9 protein-coding genes are annotated in these 15,415 nt (G+C 66.5%); 6 read left to right on the forward strand and 3 right to left on the reverse strand.

All coding sequences use genetic code 11. The features are described from left to right. The first annotated feature begins 124 nt into the window (after window positions 1-124). From Q4F91_RS09795 to rmuC, 5 genes are all read left to right on the forward strand, one after another. Window positions 125-1,669, forward strand: a complete 1,545-nt coding sequence (locus tag Q4F91_RS09795; RefSeq protein WP_303337217.1) for an MFS transporter — start codon at window positions 125-127, stop codon at window positions 1,667-1,669. Window positions 1,670-1,679: 10 nt separating this feature from the next. Continuing rightward, window positions 1,680-3,161: a hypothetical protein gene (locus Q4F91_RS09800; protein ID WP_303337219.1), complete on the forward strand. Its 1,482-nt coding sequence runs from the start codon at window positions 1,680-1,682 to the stop codon at window positions 3,159-3,161. A 31-nt stretch (window positions 3,162-3,192) separates the two neighbouring features. Continuing rightward, on the forward strand, window positions 3,193-4,689 hold the full coding sequence (locus Q4F91_RS09805) for a hypothetical protein (RefSeq protein ID WP_303337221.1): 1,497 nt from the start codon (window positions 3,193-3,195) through the stop codon (window positions 4,687-4,689). 103 nt (window positions 4,690-4,792) lie between these two features. After that, window positions 4,793-6,862 (forward strand): cation:proton antiporter, encoded by a 2,070-nt coding sequence (locus Q4F91_RS09810; RefSeq protein ID WP_303337223.1) that lies wholly within the window; start codon window positions 4,793-4,795, stop codon window positions 6,860-6,862. 114 nt (window positions 6,863-6,976) lie between these two features. Further along, window positions 6,977-8,404 (forward strand): DNA recombination protein RmuC, encoded by a 1,428-nt coding sequence (gene rmuC / locus Q4F91_RS09815; RefSeq protein ID WP_303337225.1) that lies wholly within the window; start codon window positions 6,977-6,979, stop codon window positions 8,402-8,404. A gap of 4 nt (window positions 8,405-8,408) precedes the next feature. Here rmuC and Q4F91_RS09820 read toward each other — a convergent pair whose 3' ends face one another. From Q4F91_RS09820 to Q4F91_RS09830, 3 genes are all read right to left on the reverse strand, one after another. Next, window positions 8,409-9,161: an ABC transporter permease gene (locus Q4F91_RS09820; protein WP_303337226.1), complete on the reverse strand. Its 753-nt coding sequence runs from the start codon at window positions 9,159-9,161 to the stop codon at window positions 8,409-8,411. Between the two features lie 10 nt (window positions 9,162-9,171). Next, entirely contained in the window at window positions 9,172-9,987 is an 816-nt protein-coding gene (locus tag Q4F91_RS09825) for an ABC transporter ATP-binding protein (RefSeq protein ID WP_303337228.1), read from the reverse strand. Window positions 9,988-10,192: 205 nt separating this feature from the next. Next, on the reverse strand, window positions 10,193-11,251 hold the full coding sequence (locus Q4F91_RS09830; RefSeq protein WP_303337230.1) for an amidohydrolase family protein: 1,059 nt from the start codon (window positions 11,249-11,251) through the stop codon (window positions 10,193-10,195). A 391-nt stretch (window positions 11,252-11,642) separates the two neighbouring features. Between Q4F91_RS09830 and Q4F91_RS09835 the strand changes: the two genes are divergently transcribed. Then, window positions 11,643-15,215, forward strand: coding sequence for an autotransporter outer membrane beta-barrel domain-containing protein (locus tag Q4F91_RS09835; protein ID WP_303337233.1), 3,573 nt, complete (start codon window positions 11,643-11,645; stop codon window positions 15,213-15,215). Window positions 15,216-15,415: the final 200 nt, after the last annotated feature.

The raw sequence follows: 15,415 nt of genomic DNA on the forward strand, positions 1-15,415 counted from the left end.
GCTTTCCGCCGCTTCCTCCTGCCGTTCGATTCCCTAACTCATAGAGTTACAGATCAATCTCTCGGAGACCTCAAGCGTCGACAGCTACCTTGAGCGCGTTGCGAAGGGCCACAACGACACCGTGATGATCGAGGTGCTTTCGCCCGACGGGAAGCGCTGGGCCGGAAGCGCCCCGGCAGGCACCCCCGTGCTCGCCGGAAGCGAGGTCTCGGAGCTCCGGGATGAAGTCAGGTACTCGGGCCGGTGGGCGGACATCGCTGACTCGGTCTCCGGAGCGACGAAAGGCACCTACAAGCTCGTCATCTCGCTCATCCGCGCGCCCTGGCTTGAACACCTGCGCGTAAATGTCTTTGACATGCTGACCCTCACCGTGGTCGCGCTCCTCTTCATGACGGAGCTTTTCCTGCTCCTGATGCGCCTGCCGCCTCTTCTCGAGAAGCTCCGCGGCCGCACGAAGGAGCTCGACAGCCTCTCGAGCAGCAATCTCTTCCGCCCGATGGGCTTCTTCCTGTGCTTCGCCACCGACATGAGCATCTCGTTCGTGCCGCTCCGGATGGCCGAGCTCGTGCCCGCCGACGCGGCCTCACGCGACATGCTTCTAGGCCTCCCGATCTCGGCCGAGCTCGCGATGACGGGACTCTGCGCCTTCGTCGCGGGCACCTGGATGAAGCGCAGCGGCGCGCGGCTGCCGCTCGTCGCCGGGTTCCTTCTCATCGCGATCGGCATGCTCTGCTGCAATCTCGCCGTCGCGCCCTGGCAGTACATCGTCGCGCGCGGCATGTGCGGCGCGGGGTACGGTCTGTGCATTCTGACGATGCAGGCCTGCACGGTGCGAGAGAGCAAGATCGCCGACATGTTCGCGGGTGTCTACGCGGGATCGCTCTGCGGCTGCGCCGTGGGCGCCATGGCCGCCGAACGGCTTGGCTTTGCGCCGGTGTTCCTGTTCGCCGTGGTGGTGGCTGTCCTTCTCGCGTTCGTTCCGCCGCTTTTCCTCACGAACAGGCCGCTTGACCAGCGCACCGGCGGCGGCGCCGCCGCGCCGAGGATGACGCTGAGGGAACTGTTCGGCGCCGTGGGCGAGCGGCGCTTCATTCTCTTCTGCCTCCTCGCGCTCATGCCGACCGCCATGCTGGCCGTGGCGTTCCTCAACTACTTCATGCCGCTCTACCTTGACGGAGCCCATGTGGCGCAGTCCGACATCGGGCGCGTCTACATGCTCAACTGTCTTGTGATCATCTGGAGCAGCCCGCTCTTCGCGAAGTTCACCTCTGCCACCTCGGTGAAGAAACTGCCCGCGGCGCTCGCGATCCTGCTCTGCGCAGCGGCGCTCTATCCGCTCGGGCTCTTCCCGTCCGTCATCGCTGCGGTGGTCGCGGCGGTCATGCTCGGCCTCTCCATGGGGCTCTGCATCCCCGCGCTCACGGAGTACCTGATGGGACTCAACATCGTGAAGGTGCTCGGCGTCGACCAGTCGATGAGCTTGTTCGACGCCATGCAGCGCTTCGCGCAGGTGATCGCCCCGCTCGCCGCGGGTGCCGCGCTCGCGGTGATGTCGGTGCCCCAGATCTCCTGGGTGGTCGGCACGGCCTACGTGGCCGCTGCGGTGCTTTTCTTTATTACTTCCAGGTCTGCAAAGTCAAAAGCTTCCGCAGAAAGCGACAATGCTTGAAGGCAGGACAATGCTCACACTGGAAAAGACTGAAATCCGGGCGGCGGTTCTGCGGCAGCTCGAAGCGGTGCTGCCGCACGTCATGCGGCTCATGGTACCCGGCGCATGCACACCGACGCTCGGCGAGATCGCCCGGTCGATGCCGCAGGGTCGTCGCGGGCCGCAGCCGCGCGACGACTTCATGGAGGTGATCGCGGCGAGAACCGAGGCGCTCCACGGCCCGCAGACCGCAGCGAAAGTCACGCGCGAGTTCGAGAGGCGCTTTCTCGCCCTCACTGCGAACCACGTGAGCGCGGAACTCCATCCCGAATTCTTTCAGGGGGACCTGCTCTTCTCGCTCGGCTGCAAGGAAGTGGTGCCGGTTCTCGCCGGCGGGATGATTCCGCTCTCGAACGAGACCTTCCCCAGAGGGCTTCTCACCGCCTCGCGCTCGGCGGCCTCCGAGATGCCCTTTGAGATTGGGCTCCTGCCGAAGAGCAGCGCTCACAGAACCGTGCTCTCGTGCCCGCCCTGGACGGAGGCGCTGATGCGTGCCGCGCTCGCACGGGTGATGCAGAACGAGGCTCTCACCGCACACGAGCGCGTGCACCTCGGGCACCTGATGCGCGAACATTTCCTCAGCCCCGATATCCTGCGCCGGTCGACGCTCTCCGATCAGCTCCTCGCGCTTGCAAGCACTTTCTGGGGGATGGTGACGCGCGAGACGGGGCTGCCGCCCCTGGTCATGCTCGAATACGAGTCACTGGCGAAGGACCTCATCATCCGGGATCTCGCGGACCCGACGACGCTCGTCTCGAGGATCCTGTTCGAGCCCGAGGTGATTCTTGATCTCTATCAGGAGCTCAGGAACCAGAAAGCCTGCTGGCACGTCGAGGAGGAACAGATCGTGCGCGGCACCTTTCTCTTCTGGGCGCTCGACCGGAGAGGCCGTATTCACCGTCTGCAGCCCGAGCCCGACGGCCGGACGCTTGTCGGCTCCGGCGGGCATCCGTTCCGCCTTGAGCTCACGGTCGCTGCGCTCACGGAGGCGCTCCGCACCGGGGCGATCATTCCGTCGGTCTTCATGCTTTTCGCGGTGACGGCATTCGCCCGGGGGCTCGCCTGCGCGGGCGGCATCCTGCAGACGGAGTATCTCCCGGCAATGGCGGAGGGACTCGCCCAGGTGTTCAGAGAACTCGGCGAACCGGATTTCGCCGCGCAGATCGCCGTCGACTCGCCCTTCGCGACGGGCCTCGTGCCGCTGCGCGCCCCGACGGCCGACCACCTCGCGCACTGCCCGGCGGGGCCCGTTGACCTGATGCTCGCGGGCGGGCTCACGCGCGACATGCTCGAAAAGTTCGCCGCGATGAAGCTCTCGGACGCGGTCGAGGCGTCGCTCGCCTATCTCTACGAGGACCGCATCCCGGCGGCAGAGCGCATCAAGGGCTGGCTCGAGGTGCTGAGGGGGGAACCTTCACTTCTTCTGCATCCCGCAGGCCGCACCGTCGCATGATCCTCAGGTGAATAGAGAACAGGACAAGCGAATGCCCGCCCCGATGAAGTCTGAAATTCGTGCCGAGGCCCTCACTCAGCTTGAGCGGGTGCTGCCGCACGTCACCCGTCTGATGGCGCCCGACGCAGCCGCTCCCACGCTCGCCGAGTTCGCGCGGTCGCTGCCCCACGGACGCCGGGGGCTGCAGCCGGTCGACGACTTCATCGAGGCCGCGGCCGCGCAGACAAGGAAGCTTCACGGCCCGCAGACCGCCGCGAAGGTCACGCGCGAGCTTGAGCGCCGGCCTCTCGCCCTCACCGCGAGTCATGTGAGTCTGGAGGTGCATCCCAGGTTCTTCCAGGGAGACCTCCTCTTCGCGCTCGGCTGCGAGGAGGCGGTGCCCGTGCTCAGCGTCACGAACATCCCGCTCACGAACTGCGCTTATCCGAGAGGGCTCCTCATCGCCTCGCGCTCGGCGGCATCGGAGATGCCCTGCGAGATTCCGCTGATCCCCCGCGGCATCCCCCACAGGTCCGTGAACTCGATCCCGCCCTGGACGGAGTCGGCGATGCGCGTCGCGCTCGGGCGGGTGATGAGGAACGCCGCCCTGTCCGAGCACGAGCGCGTGCTCATCACGCGCCTGATCCATGACCATTGCCTGCGCCCCGACATCCTGCGGCGTGAGTCGCTCGCCGAGCAGCTCCTCGCGCTAGGGAACACCTTCTGGGACATGACGACCCGCGAGGCGGGACTGCCGCCCCTCGTCACGCTCAATCACGAGTCTCTGACGGCCGAACTCATCATTAGGGATCTTGCGGACCCGACGACACTCGTGTCGAGACTCCTCACCGAGCCCGCGGTCGTGCTTGAGCTCTATCGGTCGCTCTCGGGCCGGGCCGCCTGCTGGCACGTCGAGGAGGGCCATGTCGTGCGCGGCACCTTCCTCTTCTGGGCGATCGACCGGACCGGCTGCATGCGCCCTCTGCAGCCCGAGCCCGACGGCCGGGCGCTGGTGAGCTCGGACGGGCACAAGTTCCGCTTTGAGCTCAAGGCCGCCCCGCTCACGGAGGCGCTCCGCACCGGGGCGATCGTCCCGGGGCTTTTCCTGCTCTACTCGGTGACGGACATTGCGCGCGGGCTCGCCTGCGCCGGAGGCATTCTGCAGTCGGCTTATCTCCCCGCGATGGCCGAGGCGCTCGCCCGGGTGTTCGAAACCCTCGGCGAGCAGGGGCTGGCCGCACAGATCGGCGTCGACTCGCCCTTCGCGACGGGCCTCGTGCCGCTGCGCGCTCCGACGGCCGACGGCCTCGCGCACTGCCCGGCAGGCCCCGTGGACCTGATGCTCGCGGGAGGACTCACGCGCGACATGCTCGAAAAGTTTGCCGCGACGAGGCTCCCCGACGCGGTCGAGGCCTCGCTCGCCTCCCTTTACGAACACCGCATTCCACAGGAAAAGCGCGTCACCGGCTGGCAGCGGGCCCTGAGGAGTGAGCCTTCTCTGCTTCTTCATCCGGCCGGCCGTGCCGCGGCAGACGGCACAGGTGACTGAAGCGCGAAATTCGTGACCAAGCCTTTCAGGGGGTGTCGTAGCGGACGGGACGGGCATTAAACTTTTTCGTTCGGACCAACCTCTTCACACCTGGTGCACGCCCATGCACAGCTATTCCCTTATCACCAGCCTGGTGACGGGCTTCGGCCTTGCACTCCCCTTCGGGTACCTCGTCGAGCGCTTCCTCAAGTTCCCCGCGCTCGTGGGCTACATCATGGCGGGCCTCGCCGTGACCATGATCCCGGGGCTCCCGCCGGTGAGCTCCGAGATGATCAGCGAGCTCGCCGAGATCGGCGTGATGCTGCTGATGTTCGGCGTGGGTCTGCACTTCTCCGTGAAGGACCTGCTGCGCGTGAAGGGCATTGCGCTGCCCGGCGCGGCGCTGCAGATGCTCTTCGCCGCGGTGCTCGGCGCCCTGGTCGCCATGGGCTTCTGGCACTGGAGCTTCGGCGCGGCGGTTCTCTTCGGCTTCTCGATCTCGTGCGCCTCGACGGTCGTCGTGATGAAGGCGCTTGAGATCAGGAACCTCACGAGCGAGATGAACGGTCAGGTGGCCGTGGGCTGGCTCGTGATGGAGGACCTGGTCTCGGTGCTCCTCCTCGTGTGCCTGCCGTCGTTCGCCGCCGTGGTGCAGGGCTCGCAGGACGTCTCCGCCCTTGAGGTGGCGCTTGAGGTTGCGAAGACCCTCGCCTGGGCCGCGGTCTTCGTCGTGCTCATGCTCGTCGCCGGCCGCAAGATCCTCCCGTGGGTGCTCCGCGAGGTCGCGAACACGGGCTCGCGCGAGCTCTTCACCCTGACGATTCTCGGCAGCGCCATCATCATCGCCTACGGCGCGAGCGCGATCTTTGACGTGAGCTTCGCTCTGGGCGCCTTCTTCGCCGGCATGGTTATGCAGGAGAGCCGCTTCGCGCACCGCGCGGCGCAGGAGTCGCTGCCGCTCCAGGACGCGTTCTCCGTGCTCTTCTTCGTCTCGGTCGGCATGATGCTCGACTGGCACATCTTCCTGCAGCATCCGTGGGAAATCTTCCTCGTCGTGCTCATCATCGTCGTGGGCAAGATGTCGATCTCGTTCCTGATCGTCATCCTCCTCAAGTGGCCGCTCGGCACCGCCCTCACCGTCGGCGCCTGCCTCGGCCAGATCGGTGAATTCAGCTTCATCCTCGCCGGGCAGGGCATCTCGCTCAATCTCGTCGACCAGACGATGATGAGCGTGATCGTCGCCGCGGCGATCATCACGATCGCGGTCAATCCGGCGCTCTTCTGGCTCGAGCCGCATCTCTCGAATTTCTTCGTCCACCGCTTCCGCTGGGCCAAGCGCGCGGCGATGCGACAGCCCCCGTTCTCGCAGCTCCCGGCGAACACGCCCCGCGAGATGCTCGACGGCCAGGTCGTCGTCGTGGGCGGGTCGGAAGCCTCGCACGAACTCTTCAAGGCGCTCGAGAAGAACGGCCGCCGCACCATCGTCATCTGCTCGCCCTCGGACCCGATCGAGGAGCTGCGCGCCCGCGGTTTCGGCGTCATCGTCGGCGAGGCTACCGACCCGATGGTGCTCGTTCAGGCGCACGTGATGAAGGCGGGCGTCCTCGTGATGCCCTCGAGCAAGCCCCTCACGGCGAAGAACATTCTCGCCGTGACGCGGCAGCTCAATGCCACGATCCCCGTCGTCGTGCTCGTCAAGTCCGTCGAGGACGCGGCGCTCTTCGAGGGCGAGGACGAGAATCTCTCGATTCTCTGCGAGCCGCTCATGACCTCGATCGGTCTCACCGCCGTGACGATCAATGAGCTCGTCAAGCGCGAGGAGGCCGCCGAGGAGCAGGAGAAGCAGATGCGCACCGTGCGCGACCTGCTCGACGCCGAGTACCGCAGAAGCGTCTCGGCCGTGCGCGGCGTGCCCTCCGCCTCCGAGGAGGAGGCCGCGGATCTGCAGGCCGCCGCCGCGAAGGTCGCGGGCGAGGCGATGGCGACGATGCGCGAGCGCCAGCCCGTTCATCTTTCCGCGCGCGAGAACGCCGCGAGCATCGGCCGCAGGATCGCCGGCTGGGTGCGCGAGAAGAAGGACGCGATGGCGCCGAAGTCCCGCGGGGCCGCCGACGGGGAAACGCCGGCCGAGCCCGCACCGGAAGCGGCAAAGCCGGCGGAGTCCGCTCCGGAGGACTCGCAGAAGTCCGCCTGATTTCCTCTGCGTCCGACTGAAACAACTGGGAAGAGCGTCACGGTTCGCCGCGGCGCTCTTTCTCTCTAAACTTGCCGCATCTGGAATACCCATTCTCCGCCGGAGACCACTTCGATGCACTTTGAGACCCAGGAGCTGCTCCTCACGCTGACGGCGCTCGCCGCGCTTGCCGTCATCCTGCTCGTCGCGCTCATCACGCTTCATCTGACGGACCGCCGCCGTCAGGAGCGCGAGCGCGACGAGACCGTCGACGCCCTGGTCGAGAGCGTGCTCGCGACGCGCTCGGAGCTCGGAGGCGCGATCCGCGAGACCGACGCCCGGCTGTCCGGGGCGATGACGGGGCTTCTCTCCTACGTGACCACCGAGCAGAAGCGCGCGGGCGACGCCGTGGAGCGCTTCTCGGGCGCCGCGCGCACGGACCTCGCCCGCATGAACACGACGCTCGCCGAAGAGTTCCGCGGGCTGCAGGGCATGATGGACGGGCGCTTCGCGAAGGTGCTCGAGACCAACGCGGGTGCCGCGGAGGCGCTCGGCCGGCGGCTTGAGGCCGAGATGAAGGAGGTGCGCGGAACGCTCGACACGGCGCTCGAGAAAATGCGCGCCGAGAACGAGAAGAAGCTCGAGGCGATGCGCTCGACCGTCGCCGAGAAACTTGAGGCAACCCTCACGGACCGCATCTCGGCGAGCTTCCGGCGCGTCGACGAGAAGCTCGGGCTCGTGGAGTCGGGGCTCGGGGAAATGCGCGAGATGGCCCGCAGCGTTTCGCGCCTGCAGAACATCCTTGCGAACGTCAAGACCCGCGGCACCTTCGGCGAGGTGCAGCTCGCGGCGATTCTGGACGAGGTGCTCGCGCCGGGTCAGTACGGCTCCCAGGTGAAGGTGAAGCCGGGGAGCGCCGAGCGCGTGGACTTCGCCGTGAGGCTCCCCGGGCGAGACCCGGCCGAGCCCTGCTGGCTGCCGATCGACTCGAAGTTCCCGCTCGAGGACTGGGAGGCGCTCGAGGCGGCCGAGCGCGAGGGGGATCCGGAGCGGGCCGCCGCGGCGAGAAAGGGCCTCGAGAGGGCGCTCGTGAAGCAGGCGAAGTCGATCCATGAAAAGTACGTCAATCCGCCGGTCACGACCGAGTTCGCGGTGATGTTCCTCCCCTCCGAGGGGCTCTACGCCGAGGCGCTGAGGACGCCCGGGCTCGCCGACCGTCTGCAGCGCGAGTTCAGGATCACCCCGGCCGGTCCGACGGTGATCACGGCGCTCCTCAACAGCCTCCTCATGGGCTTCATGACCCTCGCGATGGAGGAGCGCTCGACCGAGGTCTGGCGCATCCTCTCCGAGGTGAAGACCGAGTTCACGGGCTTCACGAAGCAGTTCGAGACCGTGGAGCGCAAGTTCCGCGAGGCGCAGACCTCGCTCGAGCAGATGTCGGCGAGAAGCCGCCGCATGGGCGCGAAGATGCAGGGGATCGATTCGTTGGGCGACGGCCCGGCGGCCGCCCCGGCGCTCCCTGCGGAGAGCGTCTCCGACGGGGAGAACGCCTCCGCGGTCTGAGCGGTCAGATGTGCTGCCAGCGGCAGAAGACGCGCTCGGCGATGCCGATCAGCGCGTAGAGCAGCAGTCCGAGCACGCTCATCGCCAGGATGCCGACGAACATGCCCTCGATGTCGCCCATGCCCCAGGCGTCCATGATGAACCAGCCGAGGCCCGCGTCCGTGGCGAAGCTCTCCGCGAGGAAGAGCACGGCCATCGCGGTGCCCGAGGCGGCCTTCAAGGCCGTGAAGAGTGACGGGAGCGCGGCCGGGAGGTACGCGTGGATGATGCGCTCGGGGATCGTGGCGCCCATGGACTTGAGCGACATTTCGTAGGCGGGATCGAGGCTCAAGCCCGCCTCGCGCACGACGACGAGGATCTGGAAGCCCGTGGCGAGCGCGATGAGCAGCACGCGCGAGAGGTCACCGAGGCCGAAGATGGTGAAGAAGACCGGGAGGAGCACGATCTTCGGCAGGGGCAGCGTGATGAAGGTGAGCGGCGCGCCGATCCAGTCGAGGCGCGAGCTCATGCCGAAGGCGAGGCCGAGCGGGAAGCCCGTGGCGATCGCGACGAGGATCGCTTCTCCGAGGCGCAGCGACGAGAGACCGAAGTGCCTGAGGAACTCCCCGGTCGTCATCGAGTGCGCGAAGTGCACGATCACCGTCATCGGGTCGGGCAGGATCTCGGGGCCGAGCGCAGCGCTGCCCGCGGCCCAGAGGGCGAGCAGAATGACCGTTCCAGCGAGGTAGCGGAGCGTGATGGACTGCGGCAGTTTCATGATGCTCTCCTCAGGCGTCGGCGAATTCGGCGGAAGCGGCCTTCAGGCGCGCGCGGATGTGGCGGCAGGCCTCGTTGTAGGGCACCGAGTCACGCTCGGCCGAGGCGAGCCCGGGGCGCCACGCCGGGTTCTCGTAGAACTCGATCTGGCGCGCGGGCTTCGCGGCGAGCATCAGGATGTGCGAGGCGAGGAAGACCGCCTCGGGGATGTCGTGCGAGACGAAGATCATCGTCACGTGGCGGCGGGTGCGCAGCCCCGCGAGGAACTCCTGCAGGTGCTCGCGCCGGAGCGCATCGAGCGCCGAGAAGGGCTCGTCCATGAAGAGCACCTCGGGGTCGGCGATGAGCGAACGCCCGAGCGCGAGGCGCTGGCGCTGCCCGCCCGAGAGCTGCGCGGGCCAGCGGTTCTCCAGGCCCGCGAGGCCGAGCTCGGTGATCATCGCGTCGGTGCGGCGCTCGCCCTCGGCGCGGTTGACCGGCGTGCTGCGCAGCCTCAATGGCAGCGCCAGGTTCTCCCGCACGCGCTTCCAGGGCAGGAGCCCCAGACTCTGCCAGACGAAGCTCGAGTGCGGACGCGCGACCGTGCGGCCCGACGAGGTGCGCCAGGTCACCTCGCCCGCGCCGGACTTCAGGAGCCCCGCAAGCGTGGTGAGGAGCGTCGTCTTGCCGCATCCCGACTCGCCCACGACGGCGAGCGAGGCGCCGGGCGGCAGCGTGAAGGAGACGTCCCGGAGGACGTCCTCGGAGTCGTAGCGGACGACGAGGTTCTTCACCTCGAGGCCGAGCGGGTCCTGATCCGGCGGCGTGACTGAGGATTGAGCAGTCATAGAGGGTGGGGCTCCAGAAAATAGGGATGAACGATCGCGGCCGGGGGGAAGTGACGCGGAAAATCCCTCGATTATAGGAAGCGAGGAGGAGCGCCTGGGGCGCCCCGCGGAAATGAAAAAGGAGCGCCGTGCGGGACGGACGCTCCTTCGGGAGTTCGGCTCCGGGACGGGCGGCGGTACCGTCCGCCCGGGCGGGACAGAGGCCTCAGGCGGCCTTCTCCTGATGGATGAGGCGCAGGATGTTGCCGCGCGAGACGAGCTCGCGGGTCTCGTCGGAGAGCTTCGCGAGGAAGTCGTAGTACTTCGTCACGTCGGGGCCGTAGGTCTTCCAGTGGCCGACCTTGTCGGTGCCGACGAGGAAGCGCGTCGGGTGCTTCTCGAAGAGGCGCGCCCAGTCGTTGAGGCTCCTCGCATCGAGGTGGATGTACTCCTCGTAGACCACCCAGGAGATGTCGAAGTAGAGATTCGGGTTCTCCTCGAGCATGCGGTCGGCGATCTCGATCAGGTTCGGGATCTCGACGCGGCGGGAGATCCCGACGTGCGCCCAGATAATGTTGGTCTTCCGGTTGTGCTTGAGCGCGTTCCTCATCTCCTCAAGGTAGATGGGCTCGGCGTTGTACGAGCTGCTCACGTTGTGGTGAATGAGGACGGGAAGATTGCGCTCCGCGGCGAGGTCATAGACCGAGAGGAAGGCCTTGTGGTCGGCGGCGGGCGGCTCGCCGTAGGTGAGGGCAGTCAGGTCGTCGTGGCGGCTCATCACCTCGCCGATCCCCATGAAGACGCCGGGGAAGTCGTCGAGCACCTGCTCGATGTGGCGCGCCGCATAGCGGTCGTTCGGGTTGATGCCGCAGACGAACGGGAAGAAGCGGGCCTGCTTCTCGGGCGGGAGCTGCATGTAGTCGAGCATCATGCGGTAGTCGGTCGCCGAGAAGTAGTAGCAGCGCGAGTCGTTCGAGAGGTAGTAGGACGGGCGCTTCGGCGCATGCTCGTCCCACTGCTTCGCCATGCCCATGCCGAAGAGCACGGCGTGGGTGACGTTGAGACGGTCCATCTCGGCGATGAGCGCGTCAAAGCCGTCTGTCTCCTGCATGAAGTCGAGATAGTGCAGGTGGGCGTCAATGAGCGGGAAGTTCTTCGAGGCGCCCGCGGCAGACGCGGTGCGCATCATCGGGTGCGCGGCGTAGAGGCCTGCGCCGGCCGCGGCCGACTGGATCAGCCGGCGGCGGGAGATGCTGAAGGCCTGCATCAGATCATTGGCAGACATTTTTTCCTTGGGTTTCGGTGGCATGTGACGGGGGCGTCCGGGGCTGGAAGGCCGCCGTCCGGGGGGAGGATTCTGAGATCCTTTGCCCTGCAGTTTAACCCGGAATGGGTAAAAGGCACATCGCTGAAATTTTAAAGATTTCGTAACTTATTGAATATAAGCAAAAAAATAACAGATTGTTCCGGTTTGCGGCAAATAGTGTCCCGGGATATTTGTCTTCCCGGTTTGCTTTTGCCCGTCGGCAAAAGAATTTGCATGATCCGGGTTTACGTGCTGTAAACGGCATGTAAACAGCGCGGAGGCCCCGCATTGAGGGGAGCAGGAAAGGCCGGGCGTTTCCGGCAACTTAAAATTCGTGATTCCCTCAGGCAGTCTTTCCCTCGGACAACACATGCTCAAGAAATCCCTTCTCGCGGCGGCGCTTGCGCTGGCCCTTCCCTCGCTCTCGAACGCCTCCTGGACGGTGCCCGTCACGGGCGCGGACGGCTCGGTCTGGGCCTACGTCAAAGTGCTCGAGGCCGGGGAACCCTCATCATTCGTCGACGCTGATCTGCCTGCGCAGTTCGGCATCCGGACGCTGCGGGACATGGATGTCACCGCGATCACGGATTCGGTGCTTTACCTGAGCTCCGTGCTCGGGCCCGCTGCGCTGACGCCGGAGATCGAGCTCACTGCGCTTGCGCTGCCGAGTTCGAACGCGGCCGCGGAATCCGGCGTATATGACGCGAGCGGCATCTCGACACTGCAGGCCTGCATTCTCGGCGTGGGCGACTGCCAGGGAACCGCCGCCAAGGTCAACATCGACCTTCCGATAGCCGGCCTCTCGCACACCGTGACGACAGTGAGTCCGCTGCCGACGAACGGCGAGGCCACGGACCTGACTGCAGTCGTCTATCACGAACTCATCCATGCGCTCGGCATCGGGAGCACGGTCAGGTCGGAGAGCTGGAACTCAGGCGCATGGAAGGTCTATTTCGAGACCGATGCGACGAAGCGCACGGCCTTCACGACTCACCTCGTCGACCTCTTCGGCACGAAGAGCACGGACTCGAGCCGCATCGAGGCGATATTCGATGTCTCTCAGTCCTCGGTGGAGTCCATGACGCGCGAGGACGGTGTTTTCTACATCCTCTTCCAGGAGCTCAACGGCGGCGTGAAATTCTCGGGCGACAACGTCACGGAGGTGATCGGCGAGGGCACGCGCATCTATTTCTCCGACACGCAGGTCATCGGTTCCGACGGAAATCTCGTCACGGGAACGCTCGTCAACTCCGTCGTCGGCGGTCTGCCGGTGAACGGCTACGAGAACACGCCAAAGATGCTCGAGTCGGGCGACCGCACGCCGGACCTCCATCACATCGAGCTCCAGAACGGCCTGATGAGCCACCAGATGTACAGAAACTGGGGGACCTTGATGGAGGCCGAGCTCGCGGTGCTCCAGGACCTCGGCTACACGATCGACCGCAAGCGCTTCTTCGGCACGTCGATCTACTCGAGCGGCGGAACGGTCGAGATCACGCAGGCCTTCACGGCGCGCGAGAACGGGGCGTGGACCTCCAGCCCCAGCACGCAGTCGACCGCGATCGGCGTTCATGTCTACGGCAGCCTCAACACCGTGACCGTCGCCGCAGACCAGCTTGCCGACGGCGACGAGAGCATCGGTGTGCGCGTCGACGGGCAGAAGAACGCCGTCAGCGTGGCCTCGGGCACCCGCATCACGGCGAACGGCACGAACGGCGCCGGCATCGCCTTCACCTACGGCTTCGGCCACACGCTCACCCTCGAGGCGGGCTCGACCGTCTCGGCCGCGGGATCGGGCGGCAGGGCGCTCGTCTTTGACTTCGGCAGCAATGCCCTCGGCGACGTCTTCGGCTACCGCGGTTCCTACACGCAGGCATACCGTGTCGATCCCTGGGACAGCGACAATCCTGTGAAGGAGAACTGGGTCAACGCCGGCCGCTCGGAGAGGGTGTCGGCTTTGAACGGCGCCCTCGTCGAGAGCGTGACGATCGCCGGAGCAGTGAGCGCCCCGCAGGGATACGCGATCTACATCTCGCCCAATGCACTCGTCGGGACGATCACGATCGCTTCCGGCGCAGTTATCGAGGGCGACATCGTCTCGAAGTGGAACGCGAAATCCACCGTTGAGACGGACTCGGACGGCCAGTATCTTCAGGCTGCGTCGTCTCTTTACGACGGCATCTATGCGCAGGCGGACGTCGGGACCGATCTCACGACGAACCTCGTCTTCGGCGACGGCGACGACTTTTCGTTCACGTACTACGGAAACATCACCGGCGCGGACGGCATGCGGATCACCTTCGCCGACGGCGTGACGACGCTTCACGGCACGGCTTCGGTGCTCGGCGCCGTCGTGAACGCGGACGCGGCCCTGAAGGGCGCGACCACCTGGAACCTCACCGTAGCTGACGAGTCGGGCGCCGAGGCGCGCGTCTATGACGACTCCGGATTCATCCAGGGCGCGCTCGTCAACGCTGGCGCCGTGTGGTCCACGGCACTCACCGGCACACAGACGATCAACGGCGACTACCGCCAGACGGGCGACGGTACGCTCGTGGTCGGCGTCTCGTCCTCAGGGAAACTCGCTTCCGTCACGCTGACGGGAACGGCCTCGGTCAACGAGTCCGAAGCTTCCGCCGTTCGGGTAAGCCTCGTGCCGGACCTCGGCTACTGGGCCGACGGAACGGCGCTCACGGTGGCCGAGGGCGAAGCGGCTCTCGTCGATGCGGACGGCAGTGCCCTGGCCGCGGACATGACCTGGGAGGATGCCGCGGATCTGCTCTCGAGCATTTCCGGGACGCTCACGGTCACGGTCGCCGAGGACGGAACGGCGACGATCTCGCGCACGGCAGGCGCCTACTCGGGGCTCCTCGGAACCTCCGCCTCCGCGGGAGCGCGCGCCGTGGCGGCGATGCTCGACAGGAACTACAGCAACGCGACGACCGGGAACGCGCAGCTGCTCATCGCGGCGCTTGACTTCTCCAGTGCCGATGTCGGCGCCGCGGCGATCGCGAGTCTCACGGGCGACGCGCACATCTCCGCCGTCCGCGCGCAGTTTGCGATGGAGCGCCTCATCGACCGCACGCTTGCCCGGGCGCCCTCTGAGAACGCCCGAACGGGCAGGCATGTCTGGGCGCAGCCCTTCGGCGGCAGGCTCGCCGACAACACGGCTGGGAGCGACTCCCGCACCAAGGCCGCCGGCATCGCGGGCGGCGTGACGGTGACGGACGCCGACCGCGAGATCGGCTGGCAGATGGCCGCGGCGTATTTCTCCGAATCGAATTCGTACCTCGCGAAGACCCGCGGGCAGGGCCTCTGGCTGGGCGCCTCGCTCTCGAACGAAATCGCCGGCCCGTGGTGGCTTGAGCTCTCGGGGCGCGTCGGCATGGTGAATGTAAAGACCGAGCGTGCGCAGCCGTACTTCAATTCCTCGCAGGAGGTGAAGGGCACGCGCTGGAGCGCCGCGCTCGGCGTGAAGGCGGGGCCGAGGCTCCCGCTCGCCGACGGCCTTCTCACGGTGCGCCCGGGCCTTGGTCTTATCGGCACGGTGCTGCGCACGCCCTCGAAGACGGAGGAGAACTTCGGCGGCCTGGCGATCGAGGACGCCTGGTACCGGTCGCTGAGGACTCAGATCGGCGTCGCGGCGGAGACCGCTCCGATTGCCTCGGCCGTCACGGGCTTCTCGTGGAAGTGGACGGCGAACGCCGCCTGGGAGCGCGAGCTCCTCAGGGACGCCGGTGAGTTCACGGCCGGAATCGCCGGTCTCCCGGGAACCTTCTCGCAGCGCGCCGACTGGAACGACCGCAGCCGCTGGATCCTGGGCGGCGGACTCGAGCTCGCGGGCGACGGGGGCTTCTCGGCCGCCTTCCGCCTTGAGGGAGAACTCACGCACGGCGACGGCGCGGCGGTCACGGGAGGTGCGGAGCTCTCCTGGAGGTTCTGATCCTCGCGGTCGTTCTTCAGATGTCTTTTGCTGTCACGCCGAACGACTGTATACAGATCGGGTTTATCGGTCGGAAATGTACAATTCTTCTCTTGCATAACGACAGGCATTTCCGCCGCCGCAGGTTTTCCAGACAGGAATTTCGCTGCGGCAGGTGTCCTTCAAGAGAGGCTGTGCCCGACCGGCCCCGAATAATTTTT

The sequence above is a fragment of the Sutterella sp. genome (assembly GCF_030539355.1).
Taxonomy (GTDB): domain Bacteria; phylum Pseudomonadota; class Gammaproteobacteria; order Burkholderiales; family Burkholderiaceae_F; genus Sutterella.

Bases quoted from the DNA above. Each gene is read 5' to 3' on its own strand.
- Q4F91_RS09795 (WP_303337217.1), top strand. From the start codon at position 125: ATGATCGAGGTGCTTTCGCCCGACGGGAAGCGCTGGGCCGGAAGCGCC.
- Q4F91_RS09800 (WP_303337219.1), top strand. From the start codon at position 1,680: ATGCTCACACTGGAAAAGACTGAAATCCGGGCGGCGGTTCTGCGGCAG.
- Q4F91_RS09805 (WP_303337221.1), top strand. From the start codon at position 3,193: ATGCCCGCCCCGATGAAGTCTGAAATTCGTGCCGAGGCCCTCACTCAG.
- Q4F91_RS09810 (WP_303337223.1), top strand. From the start codon at position 4,793: ATGCACAGCTATTCCCTTATCACCAGCCTGGTGACGGGCTTCGGCCTT.
- rmuC (WP_303337225.1), top strand. From the start codon at position 6,977: ATGCACTTTGAGACCCAGGAGCTGCTCCTCACGCTGACGGCGCTCGCC.
- Q4F91_RS09820 (WP_303337226.1), bottom strand. From the start codon at position 9,161: ATGAAACTGCCGCAGTCCATCACGCTCCGCTACCTCGCTGGAACGGTC.
- Q4F91_RS09825 (WP_303337228.1), bottom strand. From the start codon at position 9,987: ATGACTGCTCAATCCTCAGTCACGCCGCCGGATCAGGACCCGCTCGGC.
- Q4F91_RS09830 (WP_303337230.1), bottom strand. From the start codon at position 11,251: ATGTCTGCCAATGATCTGATGCAGGCCTTCAGCATCTCCCGCCGCCGG.
- Q4F91_RS09835 (WP_303337233.1), top strand. From the start codon at position 11,643: ATGCTCAAGAAATCCCTTCTCGCGGCGGCGCTTGCGCTGGCCCTTCCC.